Raw genomic sequence first — 18,059 nt, forward strand, 5'->3', positions numbered from 1 at the left:
AGCGTTAAGACGATACTATCCTATTCTTCACAAAGTGGCGTGGGGCACGAGCTATTCAGAGGACAGGCATGGTGCGTGGTAGAGCATACGGCAGGCCAACCCTGGCATCCCATCGGACAATCGGTATTTCGACAGCACACCATCGTTCCCACCGGTACACATATACCGGAACACTGTCTAAATTTTGCCCAAACCGTACAACTACAGCCCCCTTCAGGATCCAAGGCGAGATTTCTCTTACCCTTGAATGAAGGATTCCGTGAACTCCTTATGGTCTCCGCCGACGGGACAACAACAACGCAGTATCCGAGTGGATCATCCTTGAGGGCGCAACCAGAAAGCGACACGGCATCATTGATCCGTTGTCCAACACGCAGCCACGATGCGATACTTTCGTAATCTTGCTGGCTACTGGGTTTTTGTTCTGATGCCCAGACTTTGAATCGATCCGCGAAGTGCCGTATCGACTCTTCTATAGCAAACTTCTCCGTGATCGAGATAGGCTTGGCAAACTTGTACCTTACCTCCATCCCATCTATGACAATGAGTGCGCCTGGCACTTGACTCGGGGGGTTGATGTTTTTGGACTGGGCGAGAGGACCGGAAGCAGCTACTAGGAACAATGCTGCTGATGCAAAGGAGAGGATACGAGATTTCATATCGACCCCACTGTGCCTTAGCGGATATCGTTTGTGTAATCTCTATCACTTTTCGGGGCCTACGTCAACTACCCTCCCGCCACGGGCTCGATGTCCTTCGCGGAGACCGGCATCGTGCCGCCTTTGACGCGCGTCAGGACGCTGTGGTGGCGGCCGTAGAAGAAATAGATCAGCAGGCCGAGGGCGAGCCAGGTGAAGAGGCGCCACCAGTTGGCGGTCGGCAGCGAGAACATCAGCAGCGAGCAGGAGAGGATCCCCATGATGGGAACGACGGGCACCATCGGGCACCGGAATGGGCGCTCGTGGTTCGGGTAGCGGCGGCGCATGATGAGGACGGCCGCGCAGACGACGACGAACGCGAACAGGGTGCCGATGTTGGTCAGGTGGAGGAGCGCATCGATGGGGAACAGGCCCCCCATCACCGCCACGAACACGCCGATCAGGATGGTCGAGCGCCACGGGGTGCGGAACTTCGGATGGACGTCGCCGAAGAAGCCGCGCGGCACCAGGCCGTCGCGCGCCATGGCGAGGAAGACGCGGGGGCCGGAGAGCATCATGACCAGGAGCACGGACGTGATGCCGGCGACGCCCGCGACGGCGATGAGCCCTTCGGCCCAGCCGATCCCTTGCTGCTGGAAGGCGCGGCTGACGGGGGCGTTGATGTCGAGCTGGTTGTAGGGGACCATGCCGGTGAGGACCGCCACCACGAGAATATAGAGGATCGTGCAGATGATCAGGGAGGCCACGATGCCGATGGGAACGTCGCGCTGCGGGTTCTTGGCCTCCTCGGTGTGCGTGGAGACGGAGTCGAATCCGATGTAGGCGAAGAAGATGATCGCCGCGCCGGCGAGCATGCCGAGCGGCGATCCTTGCGGGTCGGTCTGCCCCGACACGTGGTGGCCGAAGAAATTCAGGCCGGTCCAGCCGTAGGGGGTGAAGGGGTGCCAGTTGTCCGGGTTGATGTAGAAGGCGCCGACGCCGATGACGAAGAGAACGGCGGCGAGCTTGATCATCACCATCGTGGCGTTGAACGAGGCGCTCTCGGAGATCCCCTTGACCAGGATCGCCGTGACGATGGCGACGATGACGATCGCCGGCAGGTTGAAGTACGACCCGGTGTGGAGGAAGCTGCCGGTCGCCGCGTCGTAGCGCCAGGGTGACTCGCGGAAGGCCAGCGGGAGCTGGACGCCGATCTTCTGCAGGACGTTCTGGAAGTAGCCCGACCATCCGGTGGCCACGGTGGCACTGCCGACGGCGTACTCCAAAACCAGGTCCCAGCCGATGATCCAGGCGAGCAGCTCGCCGAGCGTGGCGTAGGCGTAGGTGTAGGCGGAGCCGGCAACGGGAACCATCGAGGCGAACTCGGCATAGCACAGCGCCGCGAAGACGCAGGTGATGCCCGCCACGACGTAGGAGAGCATCAGGGCGGGGCCGGCGACGTTGTGCGCCGCGGCGCCGGTGGCCACGAAGATCCCGGCGCCGATGATCGCGCCGACCCCCAGGCTGGTGAGCTGGACGGGGCCGAGGATGCGGCGCAGGCGGTTCTCGCCGCGCATCTCCTCCAGGAGCAGGCTCAGCGGTTTCGTCTTGAAATAGTTGGATGGCATGCGGGTGCTCCCACGGGTGCGGTTCAGATCCCGGATTCTTCGGCGGTGGCGGCCCCGGCTTGCAGGCCGGCTTTCTTGGCGACGCTCTTCCATACAAAGTAAACGGGAATGCCGGTCAGGACAATCACCAGCCCGGGCCAGGTGGTCTGGGTCTTATAGAGGATGAGGACGGTCATGATGACCAGGGCGGCAGCTATATAGATGATAGGGACCAGGGGGTAGCCGAAAGCCTTGTAGGGGCGCTCGGCTTGGGGGCGCTTGCGGCGCAGGACGAACAGGCCGGCGATCGTCAGGACGTAGAAGATCAGGACGGAGAAGACGACGTAGTCGAGCAGGTTGCTGTAGAGGTTGCCGTACATCGCCGCGCCGGTCGCCTCGTTGAGCAACGGCGCGCCCGAGGCGTCGCGCAGGCGCGTGCGCGGCAGGACCAGGAGCGACGCCCAGACGCACTGCAGGACGAGGCCGACGGCGGGGACGTGGTTCTTGTTCAGCCGGCCGGTGGCGCGGAAGAACAGGCCGTCCCGGCCCATAGCGTAGTAGACGCGGGCGCCCGCCAGGATCAGGCCGTTGTTGCAGCCGAAGGTGGAGATCACGATGGCGACGGCCATGATGACGGCGCCGGCGGCGCCGAAGATGACGGCGAGCGCGGCGGTGGCGACGCGGTCGTCGGGGGCCTGCTGGATCCCCGCGAGCGGCAGCGTGAACAGGTACGCGACGTTGGCCAGGACGTAGAGGGTGATGACCAGGCCGGTCCCGAGCGCCAGCGACAGCGGGATGTTGCGCCGCGGGTTCTTCACTTCACCGGCGGTGAAGGTGATGTTGTTCCAGGCGTCGGCGGAGAACAGCGAGCCGACCTGGGCGACGCAGAAGGCGACGAGCAGGCCCAGCGCGCCGGCGCCGGCGGAGAGCGCCGGGACGAAGGAGAAGTCGGGGCGAATCTCGGCGGCGCCCACGGGGGTCCACATCGACGAGAAGTTGGCGGAGATCGCCGCGGCGTTGCGCCCCACGAAGATCCCCAGGAAGATCAGGGCGACGAGCGCGAAGGTCTTGGTGAAGGTGAAGAGGTTCTGGATGATCTTGCCGAGCTTGAGGCCGCGGGTGTTCAGGTAGGTCAAGAGGATCAGGCTCAGGATCCCGACGAGCTGCTGGGTCGAGAGGCTCACGGCGTAATTGCGCGACAGGTCGATCGGCTCGATGATCCAGGAAGTCGGGGAGATCGCCGGGACGAGGACGCCGAGGAAGCGCGCGAAGCCGACCGCCACGGCGGCGATCGTGCCGGTCTGGATCACCAGGAACATCGTCCAGCCGTAGAGGAACCCCCAGAGCGGCGAATAGGCTTCGCGCAGGTAGACGTACTGCCCGCCGGCCTGCGGCATCATCCCGGCCAGCTCGCCGTAGGACAGGGCCGCGGCGATGGTCAGAAGGCCGGTGACGACCCAGACCATGAGGAGCCAGCCGGCGGAGCCGACCTGGCGCGCGATGTCGGCCGAGACGATGAAGATACCGGAGCCGATCATCGACCCGGCGACGATCATGGTGGAGTCGAGAAGCCCGAGACCCCGGATGAACCCCGTCGCTTTGTCGGTGACGGGCAGGGCGGCGGCCGTCTGCATGAATGGCTCTCCACAGGGGGTATGGAGCCGTATGGAGCCACGGTCCCTTTCGGCGACCGGTGGAAAACGCCTCAGCCTAGCCTAACTTAGCGCCCCATGCAACGGAATTCCATGCAAGCGCGGGGCTTCGGCGGCCCGCGTCAAGGGCGAGGACGGCCGGGGCGGCCCCGGCGTTCAACCGATGGGCACCCATGCCCCGCCCTTCAGGCCTCGAGCGCCGCCGCCGGGTCGAGCTTCGCTAACATCCCTGATAGGGTTAACCGTTGAGCGACTCGTCAACCACTGGCCGCGAAGCGTCACAAAGTTCGAAGTTCAGGGCCGTCTGAATTATTCTCAGACGGCCCTTTTCATATCCGCCATCGTCCTGGTTGGCAGAAAGTTTCCAACCCTATGACCGTCACGGGCACTTTATAAGATGAGCGCTGGCTGCGTTGCGCCGGAGTGGGAAAGGATGCAGGCTCTTGCCGACCGCGTTCAGGAGAAGGCAACGGCGATGGTCGACCTGCTGGGCGAGGCGCAGCGCGGGGAGGTGGCCGCCTTCGAGGCGCTGTACCGGCGCCACGTGGGACGGGTGCACGGCCTCTGCCGGCGGCTGTCCCGCGACGCGGTGCGGGCGGAGGAGCTGACCCAGGAGGTTTTCCTGCGCGCCTGGAGACACCTCGGCGCGTGCGGAGACGATCGGCCTTTCGAGGCGTGGCTTTGCCGGATCGCCATCCACGTCGTCCTGGCGGACAACCGGTCCTTCAGGCGGCGCTTTCGGAGGGAAGCGGTGACCCAGGACGGAATTCTGCCGGAGGTCGGAGCCGCGGCCGCGCCCGCCGGCCTGGCGCTGGATCTCGATCGGGCGATCGAGAAGCTTCCGCCCGGCGCCCGGCAGGTCTTCGTGCTGCACGACGTCGAAGGGTTCCGGCACGAGGAGATCGGGAAGTTCCTGGGACTTTCCGCCGGCACCTCGAAAGCCCAGCTCCACCGGGCCCGCCGGCTGCTCAGGGAGGCGCTCGGATCATGACCAGCTGTCTTCGCTTCGAAGAGCGACTGAACGACTATCTCGACGAGCTTCTCACGTCGCGCCAGCGCGAGGAAGTCGAGCAGCACCTGGAGGAATGCGCCGGATGCCGGGCGGAGCTCTCGGCCCTGCGCTCGCTTCGGCAGCGGGCGGACAACCTGCCTCGGAGCACCGAGCCGGCGCGCGATCTCTGGCCGGCGATTCGCAGCTCCCTGCCCCCCCGCCGCGGCGGGGTGTCCGCCCGTTTCCCCTTCATCCCGGGATGGAGCTGGGGAGCGCGCCCGCTCGGCCTCTCGTTCACCGGGGCGCTGGCTCTCGTCCTGATCGCCTTCGGCGCGGTCGTGGCGCTGCGCCGGACTGCGGCGCCGGCCCGCCCGCCCGTCCCGGCGGCCCCGCCCGGCCCTTCCGTGGCGCTCGCCTCGGTGCGGCGCGTCGAAGCGGAATACGGCAACGCCGCCGAGAGACTCGAGGCCGCGCTCGGCGAGCGGCGGGCCGGCCGGTCCCCGGAGCTGAGAATCCTCGAGGAGAACCTGCGGATCGTCGAGCGCGCCATCCGCCAGGTCCATCGCGCCGCCGCCGTGGATCCCGGCCATTCCGTCGACGAGCATGCCATCGCCAGACTTTATCGGACCAAATTCGAGCTCCTGCAGCAGGCGGTCCGCCTGTCGGCGCGGGAGGGAGAGGAGAAGCGATCGTGAAGCACGCCCTGACCGCCATGTTGCTGACCATCCTGCTCGCGGCAGGAACGCTCTGGGCCGGGGAGGCGGTCAACGAGCATCGGAACGTCGCCTCCGACGCCTTGATCGAGCTGAACCTGATCGCCGGCACCGTCAAGGTCACCGGCTGGCAAAAGTCGGAGATGGAGCTGACCGGAACGCTCGGCGACGATCGCCAGAAGCTGGAGATCACCGGCGGGAAGGACCGCCTCAAGATCGAGGTCGACTTCGAGGAGGAAGGCGACCACCACAACGTCGAAGGGTCGGACCTGGAGCTGCGCGTCCCGCGCGGGGCCCGCGTGAGGATCGAGACGGTCAGCGCGCCGATCACGGTTTCCGATTTGACCGAGCGGATCGACCTGAACTCCGTGAGCGGCAAGCTGGAGGTCCAGGGAAGCCCGAAGGAGGCGAAGCTCAACACCGTCAGCGGCGCCATCGTCGTGGACGACGGCGCCTCGCTCGAGAGCCTCGACACCAACACGGTCTCCGGCGACATCGAGGCACATCTTCGGCTGCGCTCGGGCGGGAGCTTCTCGTTCAACACCGTCAGCGGCGGGATCGTGCTGCGCCTCCCCGCCAACGTCAGCGCCGATTTCGAGGCTTCGACCTTCTCGGGGAGCATCCACAGCGACTTCGGCGGCAAGCCGGAGAAAGGAAGCTCGGTCCTGCCGGCGCAAAGCCTCGACTTCACGCTCGGCTCCGGCGGCGCCCGCGTGAAGATCAACTCGTTCAGCGGCCCGATCAAGATCCGCAAGGAATAGCGCGCCGGCAGGCCGCCCGCGACGAAGGCCCCCGATCACCCTGCCTGGTCTATCATGGAGCCCCGCCGGAGTCCGGCGGCCGTCCCGAGACAGGAACGTGGCGTGGAAACCGGAACCACCCTCAAGCATTACCGCATCCTCTCCCTTCTCGGCGAAGGAGGGATGGGCGCGGTCTATCGCGCCGAGGACACCCGCCTCGGGCGCGAAGTCGCGCTCAAGGTCCTCCGGCCGGACCTGACCGCCAGCGCCGAACGGCTGGCGCGCTTCGAGCGCGAGGCCCGGGCCGCCTCCGCCGTGAGCCATCCGGGCGTCGCCACCCTCTTCGACATCCATCACGAAGGCGAGACGATCTTCCTGGCGATGGAATACGTCGAGGGGAAGACGCTGCGGGAGCTCCTGCTCGGCGGGCGCCTGCCCCTGCCTCAGGTGATCGACTGCGCGGCGCAGGTGAGCGAGGCGCTGAGCGCCGCCCACCGCAAGGGGATCATCCATCGCGACCTGAAGCCCGAGAACGTCATGGCGGCCGACTCCGGCTTCTACAAGATCCTCGACTTCGGCCTGGCCCGGATGGCGCTGCGCGAGGATTCGGGGGCCGGCCCGATGGCGCAGCTCACCCAGGCGCTGACGCTTTCGCGCAACCTCTCGAGCGAGGGGCAGGTCTCCGGAACGCTCGCCTACATGAGCCCCGAGCAGATCCAGGGAGAAGCGATCGACGCGCGCAGCGATCTTTTCTCTTTCGGGACTCTCCTTTACGAGCTGGCGACGGGCGTCTCGCCGTTCCGGGGAAAGAACCTCCTTGCCACGTTCCACGCGATCGTCCACGAGCAACCTCCTTCAATCGGCTCGCTGCGGCCCGACGCGCCCCCGGAGCTGGACCGGATCGCGGCCCGGTGCCTCGCCAAAGATCCGCGCGACCGTTATCAGACGGCGGCCGATCTGGCGCTCGACCTCCGGACCCTGAAACGCGACAGCGATTCGGGGAGCTGGCGGCAGCCTTCGCCGGCGGTTTCGCAGGGGGCCGCGACCGCGGCCGTCCGCCCCGGCCGGCCCAGCCACTGGATCCGCAACGCGTCAATCGTCGCGGGGGGCGCCGCGTTGATCCTGGCGAGCCTCTTCATCTACCGGCCGCGCGGGCCGGAGCCGGAGATCGAGGCGGGACTCTTGCCGGGGCCTCCGTCTCGCGCCTCTCTGGCGCCCGCGGATCGATCCCGGATCGCCGTGACGCCCTTCGCCAACCGGAGCGGCGACCCGCGCGTCGACTGGCTGAGCCAGGGGCTTCCGGAGATGCTCACCACCGATCTGGCCCGGGTCCCGGGTCTCCAGGTGATCTCCAGCCAGCGGCTCGCCGACCTCCTCTCCGCCGCCGGCAAGGGAGAGGTGAAAGATCTGGACCAAAGCGCCAGGACGCAGCTCGGCCGCTACGCCGGCGCCGGCGTCGTCGTCAACGGCAGCATCTTCAAGACGGAGGGAGGCTATCGGGTCGACGTGCAGGCCTACGACACCGCCACGGGCCAGGTCGTCACGGCCCACCGGGCCGAAGGGAAGGAAATCTTCAAGATCGCCGATGAGCTGGGAACGGCCTTGAAGAAGGGGCTGCAAGTCGGCGGTCCGAAGGAGGCGAGCTTCCCGACCGTCGCGACCTCCTCACCCGACGCCTATCGGCTCTTCAGCGAAGGGATGAAGTTCTACCAGGGGACGAAGTTTCCGGAGGCGGCGGATGCGTTCCGCCGATCGCTCGCGGCCGATCCCGACTTCGCGCCGTCCCAGCTCCGGCTGGGGATGAGCCTGATGCTTTCCGGAAAGCGGGAAGAGGGAGTGCGATGGATAGGCCGCGCGGCCACCCAGGGTGACAAGCTTCCGGAGCGCGACCTGATTCTCTCGGAGGCGATCCAATCGGCGTTCCATGAGCAAAAAGACCCGAAGGCCCCGGCGCTCCTGGAAAAGCTGACCGAACGCTATCCGAACGATCCGGAATCTCTCTTCTGGCAGGCGGAGCTTCGTTCCGCCCAGGAAGGAAGCCGGTTCGAGGCGATCCGGATCCTGCATCAGGCGGTCGATCAGGACCCCAACGACGCGCTGGCTGTCTCCGCGCTCGTCCGCCATCTCAAGGAGCTGGGCCTCGAAAAGGACGCCGCCGCGATCCTCGCGGATTTCCAGAAGCGCACGACGCAGGCGGGCGCGCTTCCCACCCCGCCGCCCTCGGTCGCCCCCCCTTCGGTTCCCTGAAGTCTGCACCAGCCCAACATCAGGATGTCGGATGAGCCGAGAGGGCGGCGCGCAGAGCGTCGGCGGCCTCGACGACGGTGCAGCCGGAAAAGCTGGGGCGTGGCGGATCCTCCTCCCAGCGCGCGCCGGGAGGAAAGGCGAAGACGCAATCCCAGATGACGGCGTCCGCGTCGAGCTCCTCGCCGTGGAGGAGGAAGCCCTTGTTCTCCCGGGCGTTTTTCACGAGGAGGCTGGAAAGCAGCCGCGACTTGTCGTAGTACTGCGTGACGCGGGGATCGGGGATTCGGGAGAGGACCCGGTTGATCGGCGGCGCGACGTCGCTGACGATCACCGGCTCCCAGACGACGAAGACGCGGACGTCCTTCTCCTTCACCTGCCCGAGAACGTCTTGAAGCGCGGAGGCCCCCCGCACGCAGGTGGCTCACGTCGGGGACAGCAGCGCGAGGACCCGCCGATCGCCGGCGGCGCCGTTGAAGCGCTCCCGGAACTCGGCCAGGTTCTTCGCGCTCAGCTCCAGAAGCGGCGGCTGGCCTTCGGGCGTCGTCCGCGGCCCCAGCATCTCGTACGCCGCGATGGCGAGGACGAGCAACAGGACGGCCGCGATCCCGATCGCCGCCCGCTTCAGCACCACGCGCGCCCTCGGACCGGTCATTCCGATTGTCTCCCACGGAGCCGTCATTTCGGCAAACCACCTTATAGATCACCCGGACTCGGCTCACAAGTACGGGTCCGATCCTTGTGGCGCCGTCACGGCGCCGACGCGTGAAAGCGCCACCCTGCAATATGCAATCGCCTACGGTGACAGGAGATGAAGCCGACCAAGGCCGAACCAAACGCCGCCGTCACGGTTTCTTGTAGCCAATGCGCAAGTCTTCCTTTTGACTCGTGATATTCAGGGACAGGGGGATGGATTGGGACGCGGTTGACCGGCGGAGATGACGCCTAGAGACCCTTCGCCGCAGACGTTGCTTCCCGAGACGAGGTAGTAATAGGCGAAGCCGGCGGGCGGCAACGAACTGTCGGTCGCCCCGGGAGAAAGGAGTCCCGGCGCGAGGCAAATGTGATTGAAGCTCCACGCGCCGACGATGAATCCGATGTAGAGGTTGTAGGAGTCGACGCCCGGCGAGGATGACCAGGAGAGGGTCTGGCTGTCGACGAAGACGAGATTGGTCGCGACCTCGAGCGGCGGATTGCACGGGCCGCACGCATCGCCCCGCCCGTCACCGTTCGCGTCGAGCTGATCCGGATTGAAGAGAGAACAGTTGTCGCAGGCATCTCCGACGCCGTCCCCGTCGGCATCCATCTGCGCGGGATTGTAGACGGTGGCACAGTTGTCGGTGGGGAGGAACCGGCCATCGCCGTCGTCGTCCGCGTCCAGATAAAGAAGATAGTAGGAGTCCTCCGCAAGGCAGCCTGAGCCCGCGCAGGACCCCTGGACGCTTGCGGAATGGTCTCCCGCCGCCAGCGTCATGCTCAAGAACGGGTCCGGGCTCGAGGCGTTCGTTCCGGCGGGGCCGCTCGGGTCGTGGAACTTCAGGGTGCCCTGGAGCAACGAGGCCAGGTCCTGGCGGGCGTCGAGATCGGCCTGCACGGTTCTTCCAGCGGGGAGGAAGAACCGGAAGTGATCGACGTCCGCCGAGGGGCTCACGACGCCGCTGACCGCTCGCGGGAGCAGGATCGGAGCTCCGTTGCCGAAGGCGTCGTCGTCCGAAGCCGGTCCGAGGCTCACCGACATTTGATAGAAGGTGTTGGAAGTGCCCACGAAGCTGCGCAGCTCGCGCACCAGAATCGTGTAAACCCCGTCGGCGGGAAGCGTCGTCTGGAGGAAGGGATCGTTCGGATCGGACGCGGTGTAGGCGTCCTGGGCGAGGAGGGCCCGGCCCGGATCGAAGATTGTCAGGACGATCTTGGCCGCGGGCTGGTCCGGATTGAAAACCGCCGAATCGATGTCGACGGTCAGGACCTGGCCGGCCACACCGGCCACGCCGTAGTAATCGAGATCCCCGGGGGGATTGATCAGCGCGTCGATCGAGGGAAGGACCGGAGGCAGGATCGGCGTCGCGGTCTCGAAGGCGTCGTTCGGGCCGATCTCCAGGGAGAGAACGTAGAGATACGCCGGCCCGCCGGCGGAAGGGTCGAGGTCCCGGACCGCGACGAAGTACTTGTCGGAGCGGGAGGCTTGGAATGCCACGCTCGGGTCGTCGAAATCTCCCTGGGATTGGTCCTGAGCGAGGACGGTCGTCCCGTCGGTGTCGAGAATCTGCAGAACCGCGGAGAGCGCGGAGCCGGGCGCCGAAGTGGCCCGGAAGCCGCGGGCCAGGATGTCCGCCTGGATCGTCTGCCCCGCCTCCAGCCTGATCGCGTAGAGATCAACGTCCCCCGGCGTCCCGATCGTCCCGCCGACGCTCGCCGGCGGCGCGACGGGCTGGGCCGCAGAGGCCGGATCGTCCGGCTCTTTCTCCCGGCGTAGATCCGCCGACGCAGGAAACGCGATCCAGACTGCGAGCAACCCGAATAGGAACCGCTTCACCGCTCACCTGAAGCTCTTGCTCCGGAACGGAATCTCCGTCACACGTCCGGAAGCCGGCCTTCGGAGGACGCTCCGTGTTCCGATCCGAATCTCAGCGCAGCCCCTTGTTCTTCACCAGGACCAGCATGCACGATTGGAAGTCCGCGGCTCCGGCCTTGCCCGAGATGCAGATCGTGGCGCTGGTATTGTCCGGAACGGCCGCGAGCCGCGCGGCGATATCCTGCCGGTTGCCGTCCAGCGTGGAGCAGTCGCCGTCGGCCGGCAGGTTGAACTTGAAGGTGACGTTGGCATTGGAGACGTCCCGCGCCGCCAGGTTCTCGGAGATCCCTCGCTCGTACAGGAAGCCGAGGACCGGATCGGGACAGGGAAGCGTGGAAGGATCGGGCAGCGTCACATCGTCGCCGGGATCATTGGCGCTATCGACCCTTGAAACGTAGACTTGGCTCACGGTCGAGCCGGAGATCGGCACCGGGTTCGCGGGATCGCAGACGTCCAGGAGCTTGCAGGTCATCGAGACGATGCCGCCTTGCGAGCTGAGATTCATCGTCGAGGGGCTGATCACGCAGTCCGCCTGCACGCGATTCTCGTCAGTCAGGCCGTTGCAGTCGTCGTCGATGCCGTTGCAGACTTCGGCGGTCGGGGCTCCCGGGACGCAGGTCTGCGGAATTCCATCGACACAGTCGACGCTTCGGCGGCAGGCACCCACGCCGCAGCTGGTCTGGCCCGCGAAGGGCTCATGGACGCACCCCGACGCGGGAGCGCACGAGTCGGTGGTGCAGATGTTCTGGTCGTCGCAGGAAGCAGTGATGTGGGCGCAACCGGTGCCGGTGCACGAGTCGGCGGTGCAGGCATTCCCGTCATCGCAATTCTGGCTCGTTCCCTGGCAAGTGCCGCCGCTGCATTGGTCACTCGTCGTGCAGGCGATGCCGTCGTCGCAAGGATTGGCGTTGTTGATGTGCAGGCAGATGCCGGTGCCGGGATCGCAGGACTCCGTCGTACAGGGATTCGTGTCTCTGCACAGATTGGTTGCGATGCACGCCCCGCGTTGGCAGAAATCGATCGTGCAAAGATTGCCGTCACACTCCTGCGGACCCTGGGGGTGGGTGTTTCCGCAACCGCCGATACTTCCGGGACTTGTGGACCCATTGCAAATCCAAGTGGCGCACGCGGTGTTCGAAGGGCAGAGACTGTTGTCGGCGGAGTGGACGCAGCCACCGAGATCATTGGAGCAAGAGTCATGGGTGCAAAGAAATGGGTCCTGGCAGTTGGGAGGAGGGCCACCGAAGCAATTCCCACCGCTGCACGAGTCGAGGGACGTGCAAAAATCTCCGTCGCTACAGCTTCCCGTGAGGAAGGTCCGCGCGCACTGTCCGGTAGCCGAATCGCACGAATCGCCGGTGCATACGTTGCCATCGTTGCAGTCGACGGACGGATTGGCGCACTGCCCCGTCGCCGGATCGCAAAGGTCCTGCGTGCACAGGTTGCCGTCGCCGCAGTCCTTGACAGACCCCGAACAAGCCGGCGGGCCGCCCGGAGACCCGACACAAGTGTCATTGGAAGTGCAGAGGCTTTGGTCGTCACAGGGGCTTCCGATTGGGGCAGGAGCGCCGGCGCATTGACCAGCCTGGTCGCAGATGTCCGAAGCGGTGCAGGAGTTTCCGTCGTCGCAGGCAGCTCCCGCAGGCTGGCTCGTTCCCACGCAGGCGAAGGGCAACCCGGAAACGCTTTGGCACGAATCATTCCGAGTGCAAGGATTCCCGTCGCTGCAAGCCGTGTCCGGCGACAGGTCGATGTGGCTGCAGAAACCCCTGCCCGCGCTCAGATTAGTGCAACTGTCCTGGGTGCATGGATTGCCCTCGTCACAACTGAGCGGAACATGCCGACAGGTGCCTGTCTTGGTGTCGCAGGAATCGACCGTGCAGAAATTGAAGTCGTCACAGGAGGGGCAAGCAGCTTCCAGGGCGGCGGATCCTCCGGCCGCGAACACGTTCCCAAGGCTGAGCAGAAGCAGGACGGGGAGCGCCCAGATGAAGCAGAGAAAACGACGACAGGCAGGCTCGGTTTTCATCGGATTTGTTCTCCAATCGGTTGTTTCCGAACCGGTGCGCAGCAAGGCAATTCCTCGAGACTGCCTGCCCGCAGTCTCGCGCGACCCACGGCTCTCTTCAGGAGCGCTCGCTCAACCGCAACAATCCTTCCCGTCTTCACCGCAGACCTTTGTTCTTCACCAGGACCAGCATGCACGATTGGAAGTCCGCGGCTCCGGCCTTGCCCGAGATGCAGATCGTGGCGCTGGTATTGTCCGGAACGGCCGCGAGCCGCGCGGCGATGTCCTGCCGGTTGCCGTCCAGCGTGGCGCAGTCGCCGTCGCTCGGCAGGTTGAACTTGAACGTGACGTTGGCATTGGAGACGTCCCGCGCCTCCAGGTTCTCGGAGATCCCTCGCTCGTACAGGAAGCCGAGGACCGGATCGGGACAGGGAAGCGTGGAGGGATCGGGCAGCGTCACGTCGTCGCCGGGATTGTCGGCGCTGTCGACCCGGGAAACGTATACCTGGCTGACGGTCGAGCCGGAGATCGGCACAGGGTTCGCGGGATCGCAGACGTCCTGGAGCTTGCAGGTCATCGAGACACTCCCGCCCTGAGAGTTGAGGTTGAAAGTGGACGGACTGATGGCGCAGTCCGCCTGCACCCGGTTCTCATCAGTCAAGCCGTCGCAATCGTCGTCGACTCCGTTGCAGACTTCGGCCGTTGGGGTTCCCGGCACGCACTGCTGCGGCACTCCGCCGACGCAGGTGTCCACCGTGCGCCGGCACGCTCCCAATCCACAGGTAATCTGGCTGGTGACCGGCTGATGGACGCACCCCGACGCGGGATCGCAGCTGTCGGTCGTGCAAACGCTCTGGTCATTGCAGGAAGAGGTGATGTCGGTATGGGCGCAGCCGCCAGCAGAGCAGGAGTCGGCGGTGCACGCGTTTGCATCGTCGCAACTCAGTGGAGTGCCGCTCTGGCACGTGCCGTTGCTGCAGACGTCTCCCGCCGTGCACGCGTTCCCGTCGCTGCAGGGGCTGGTGTTGTTGACGTGTCCGGTGCAGGTGCCCGTGTCCGGCTCGCACGTATCGTCGGTGCACGGATTGCCATCGGCGCAAAAGAACTGCACTATGACACAATGCGAAAAGATGTCACACGCATCGAGCGTGCAATGGTTGCCATCGCACTCGTGAAGAATGTCTCGGCCGATCCGGTTTGTGCATCCGCCGTTCGAGGGCGAAAAGGCCTGGCAGAACCAGTCGTTGCAGCCATCGTGGGGGAAGCCGCCGCAGAGACTGTCGTCACGGATGTGCTGGGAGCATCCAAAGCTCGGCAGACACGTGTCACGCGTGCAGGAATAGGCATCATTGCAGTTGAGCGGCACGCTGCCGCTGACGCAGTTGCCTCCGCTGCAGAAGTCCGACGTGAAGCAGAGATCGCCGTCGGAGCAGGAGCCAGTAACACTGGTCCGGACGCATTGTCCGGTAGCCGCATCGCACGAATCGCCGGTGCATACGTTGCCATCGTTGCAGTCGACGGGGGGATTGGCGCACTGCCCCGTCGCGGGATCGCATCGATCCAGCGTGCAGAGATTCCCGTCACCGCAATCCTTCAAGGCTCCCGCGCAGATCGGGCCGCCGGCGGACCCGACGCAAATGTCGTTGGTGGTACAGAGACTCTGGTCGTCGCAAGGAGCTCCCAGGGAGCTTGGGGTCCCTACGCACGCCCCCGACAGATCGCAAGTATCTGAAGTCGTGCAGGCATTGCCGTCGTCGCAGCTCCCCCCCGGCGGCTGGCTCGTGCCCACACAATGGAACGTCGTTCCCGCACTGCCCTGACACGAATCGCCCTGAGTGCAGGGATTCCCGTCGCTGCACGCGCTGCCGGAGGACAGGTTGGGGTGAACGCAGAACCCCGAATTCGGGCCCGTGGAAAGGCAGCTGTCCTGCGTACACGGATTCTGATCGTCGCAGTTGAGCGGATCGTGCCGGCACGTTCCCGTGCTCGTATCGCAGGAATCGACCGTGCAGATGTTCAGGTCGTCGCAGGAAGGGCAGGTCAACTCCAAAGCGATCGGATTGTCAGCCGCAAGGGCGAATCCGCAGGCGAAAAGAACCGGGACGGCAAACGCTGGAGCAAGAAAGAGGTTGCGAAACGCAGGGTCGGCCTTCATGTGGATTCCCCATAAAACGAGTTGATCACCCCTTTGCAGCGCCTTTTGCCCTGCGCACCTACCACACGGCTTGGGCGCGCCGGGCATGCAGTTCCCAGGAGACGGCACTCTGCGCGATCAGTTCTCACCTGAGGCCCTTGTTCTTCACCAGGACCAGCACGCACGCCTGGACGTCGGCGCCGTCGAACTTGCTCGCGATGCAGATTGTGGCGCTGGTGTTGTTCGGCACGGAGGCGAGCCGCGCGGCGACGTCCTGCCGGTTGCCGTCGAGCGTCCCGCAATAGCCGTCGGCCGGCAGGTTGAACTTGAAGGTGACGTTGGCGTTCGAAACGTCTCGCGCGTCCGCGTTCTCGACGATCCCCCGCTCGTAGGAGTAGCCGAGGACCGGATCCGGACAAGGAAGCGTCTCCGGATCAGGCAGCGTCACGTCGTCCGACGGATCGTCGGCGCTGTCCACTCGGGAAACGTAGACCCGGTTCAAGGCCGAACCCGGGATGGGAACCGGATTCGCCGGATCGCAGACGTCCTGGAGCTTGCAGGTCATCGAGACGATGCCGCCCTGAGAGTTCAGGTTCATGGTGGAGGGGCTGATCGTGCAATCCATCTGGACGCGGTTCTCATCGACCAGGCCGTCGCAATCGTCGTCGATCCAGTTGCAGATCTCGGCGCTCGGCGCTCCCGGGACGCACTCCTGGGGCACTCCTCCGAGGCAGTTGTCGACGGTGCGACGACATGCCCCGACCCCGCAGGTGGTCTGGGCGGGCTGGTGCGCGCATCCCGTCGCCGGATCGCAACTATCCGCGGTGCAGACGCTGCCATCATCGCAGGAAATCTGGCTGTGGGTGCAGCCGCCCGACACGGAGCAGGCATCGGCGGTGCAGGCGTTGCCGTCATCGCAGCTGATCGGAACATGCGCCCCGCAGGTTCCCGTGGCGGGGTCGCAAAGGTCCTGGGTGCAACTGTTGCTGTCGCTGCAGAGCGGCTGGCCTCCAGCGTTGGGAAGGCACGTACCCGCGAAACAGAAATCGAGCTGGCACACGTTTCCGTCACACTCGGCAACGCCGCTGTGGACGAAGTTGACGCAGCCGCCATTGGAGGACGAGCTCGCCTGACAACGCAGTCATTGCAGGCGTCTTTCGGCCGGCAGAGGCTGTCGTCGGGAGTGTGAAAACATCCGACGCCCGTTATGCATTCGTCCCGGGTACAGTCATAGGAATCGGCGCAAGGATTAGGCGAGCCGGGAGTGCAGTTGCCTCCGCTGCAGAAGTCCGAGACGGTGCAAACATCTCCGTTGTTGCAGCTGCCCGTCAGAAAGCTTCGGACGCATTGCCCCGTGGCCGGGTCGCAGGAATCGCCCGTGCAGGCATTGCCGTCGTTGCAGTTGACCGCAGGATTGCCGCACTGTCCCGTCGCGGGATCGCAGACGTCCTGGGTGCAGGGGTTCGCGTCGCCGCAGTCCTTCGCCGTCCCGGCGCACACCAGCGAGCCGCTCGGAGACGTGACGCACACATCATTGGAGCTGCAGAGGCTCTGGTCGTCACAGGGGCTCCCGATTGAGGCAGGAGCGCCGGTGCATTGGCCGTTCTGGTCGCAAGTGTCCGCGGTGGTGCAGGAGTTCCCATCGTCGCAGGTCGTGCCCGAAGGCTGGCCCGTCCCGGCGCAGACGAAGCCGACCCCTATGACGCTCTGGCAGGTGTCGGCCTGGGTGCAGGAATTGCCGTCGCTACAAGAAGTTCCTGCGGCCACAGGATGGTTACAACTGAAGAATGACGTCCCAATCGGAACGCAAAGGTCGGTCGTGCAGGGATTGCGATCCTCACAGTCGCGCGGATCGTGGCGGCAGGTGCCGGTGGTGGTATCGCAGGAGTCGATGGTACAGGCGTTGAAGTCGTTACACGAGGGGCACGTAACTTCCAGTGCGGCGTGCCCTCCGGTAGCAAAGACGTTTCCCAGGCTGAGCAGGAGCAGGACGGGGAGCGCACAGATGAAGCAGAGGAGGCGACGACAGGCAGGCGCGGTTTTCATCGGATTTGTTCTCCAATCGGTTGCTTACGAACGGGCCATCGCGAGGCAATTGTTCGAGACTGCCTGCCCGCAGTCTCGCGCGACCGACGCTCGCTCAACCGCGATAATCCCTCCCGACTCTCACCGCAGACCCTTGTTCTTCACCAGAACCAGCATGCATGCCTGGAAGTCCGCGGCTCCGGCCTTGCCGGAGATGCAGATCGTGGCGCTGGTGTTGTCGGGCACGGATGCGAGCCGTGCGGCGATGTCCTGCCGATTGCCGTCCAGCGTGGCGCAGTCGCCGTCGCTCGGCAGGTTGAACTTGAACGTGACGTTGGCGTTGGAGACGTCGCGCGCCTCCAGGTTCTCGGAGATCCCTCTCTCGTACAGAAAGCCCAGGACCGGGTCGGGGCACGGAAGCGTCAACGGATCCGGCAGCGTCACGTCGTCGCCGGGATCATCGGCGCTGTCCACTCTTGAAACGTAGACCTGGCTCACGGTCGAGCCCGAGATCGGAAACGGATTCGCCGGATCGCAGACGTCCTGGAGCTTGCAGGTCATCGAGACGCTGCCGCCCTGGGAGTTCAAGTTCATGGTGGCGGGGCTGATCGTGCAATCGATCTGGACCCGGTTCTCATCGACCAAGCCGTCGCAGTCGTCGTCGATCCCGTTGCAGACTTCAGGGGTAGGAGCGCCAGGCACGCAGGTCTGGGGGACTCCGCCGATGCAAATGTC

Annotated in this window: 13 protein-coding genes; 4 read left to right on the forward strand and 9 right to left on the reverse strand. The window is 65.3% G+C overall.

Going from position 1 to position 18,059, the window contains the following annotated elements:
- Nucleotides 1-727: 727 nt before the first annotated feature.
- Together VGR67_07150 and VGR67_07155 are read right to left on the reverse strand one after the other, a co-directional pair.
- Entirely contained in the window at nt 728-2,266 is a 1,539-nt protein-coding gene (locus VGR67_07150; protein ID HEV8336172.1) for an amino acid permease, read from the reverse strand.
- Nucleotides 2,267-2,289: 23 nt separating this feature from the next.
- Nucleotides 2,290-3,879 carry an amino acid permease gene (locus tag VGR67_07155; protein ID HEV8336173.1) on the reverse strand — a complete coding sequence of 530 codons (1,590 nt, stop codon included), beginning with the start codon at nt 3,877-3,879 and terminating at the stop codon, nt 2,290-2,292.
- Nucleotides 3,880-4,330: 451 nt separating this feature from the next.
- Here VGR67_07155 and VGR67_07160 point away from each other — a divergent pair, with 451 nt between their 5' ends.
- The 4 genes from VGR67_07160 (at nt 4,331) to VGR67_07175 (ending at nt 8,588) form a co-directional block, all read left to right on the forward strand.
- A complete protein-coding gene (locus VGR67_07160; protein HEV8336174.1) occupies nt 4,331-4,888 on the forward strand; it encodes an RNA polymerase sigma factor in 558 nt (185 codons plus the stop codon).
- Nucleotides 4,885-5,583 carry a zf-HC2 domain-containing protein gene (locus VGR67_07165; protein ID HEV8336175.1) on the forward strand — a complete coding sequence of 233 codons (699 nt, stop codon included), beginning with the start codon at nt 4,885-4,887 and terminating at the stop codon, nt 5,581-5,583. The genes VGR67_07160 and VGR67_07165 overlap by 4 nt, the downstream gene beginning before the upstream one ends.
- The gene (locus VGR67_07170; GenBank protein HEV8336176.1) at nt 5,580-6,362 is read left to right on the forward strand and encodes a DUF4097 family beta strand repeat-containing protein; all 783 of its coding nucleotides are present in this window, start codon (nt 5,580-5,582) and stop codon (nt 6,360-6,362) included. The genes VGR67_07165 and VGR67_07170 overlap by 4 nt, the downstream gene beginning before the upstream one ends.
- A gap of 102 nt (nt 6,363-6,464) precedes the next feature.
- Entirely contained in the window at nt 6,465-8,588 is a 2,124-nt protein-coding gene (locus tag VGR67_07175; GenBank protein HEV8336177.1) for a protein kinase, read from the forward strand.
- Between the two features lie 19 nt (nt 8,589-8,607).
- Here the strand turns inward: VGR67_07175 and VGR67_07180 are convergent, their stop codons facing one another.
- From VGR67_07180 to VGR67_07210, 7 genes are all read right to left on the reverse strand, one after another.
- Entirely contained in the window at nt 8,608-9,000 is a 393-nt protein-coding gene (locus VGR67_07180) for a hypothetical protein (GenBank protein HEV8336178.1), read from the reverse strand.
- 9 nt (nt 9,001-9,009) lie between these two features.
- Complete coding sequence (locus VGR67_07185; GenBank protein ID HEV8336179.1) at nt 9,010-9,240, reverse strand: hypothetical protein; 231 nt, start codon at nt 9,238-9,240, stop codon at nt 9,010-9,012.
- A gap of 240 nt (nt 9,241-9,480) precedes the next feature.
- Nucleotides 9,481-11,118 (reverse strand): PPC domain-containing protein, encoded by a 1,638-nt coding sequence (locus VGR67_07190; protein HEV8336180.1) that lies wholly within the window; start codon nt 11,116-11,118, stop codon nt 9,481-9,483.
- A 91-nt stretch (nt 11,119-11,209) separates the two neighbouring features.
- Nucleotides 11,210-11,824: a hypothetical protein gene (locus tag VGR67_07195; GenBank protein ID HEV8336181.1), complete on the reverse strand. Its 615-nt coding sequence runs from the start codon at nt 11,822-11,824 to the stop codon at nt 11,210-11,212.
- 1,498 nt (nt 11,825-13,322) lie between these two features.
- Complete coding sequence (locus tag VGR67_07200; GenBank protein ID HEV8336182.1) at nt 13,323-15,320, reverse strand: hypothetical protein; 1,998 nt, start codon at nt 15,318-15,320, stop codon at nt 13,323-13,325.
- A gap of 124 nt (nt 15,321-15,444) precedes the next feature.
- Nucleotides 15,445-16,359 (reverse strand): hypothetical protein, encoded by a 915-nt coding sequence (locus VGR67_07205; protein ID HEV8336183.1) that lies wholly within the window; start codon nt 16,357-16,359, stop codon nt 15,445-15,447.
- Between the two features lie 1,106 nt (nt 16,360-17,465).
- Nucleotides 17,466-18,026 (reverse strand): hypothetical protein, encoded by a 561-nt coding sequence (locus VGR67_07210; GenBank protein HEV8336184.1) that lies wholly within the window; start codon nt 18,024-18,026, stop codon nt 17,466-17,468.
- Between the last annotated feature and the right edge of the window lie 33 nt (nt 18,027-18,059).

The sequence above is a fragment of the Candidatus Polarisedimenticolia bacterium genome, assembly GCA_036004685.1.
In the GTDB taxonomy this organism is placed as follows: Bacteria; Acidobacteriota; Polarisedimenticolia; order Gp22-AA2; family AA152; genus DASYRE01.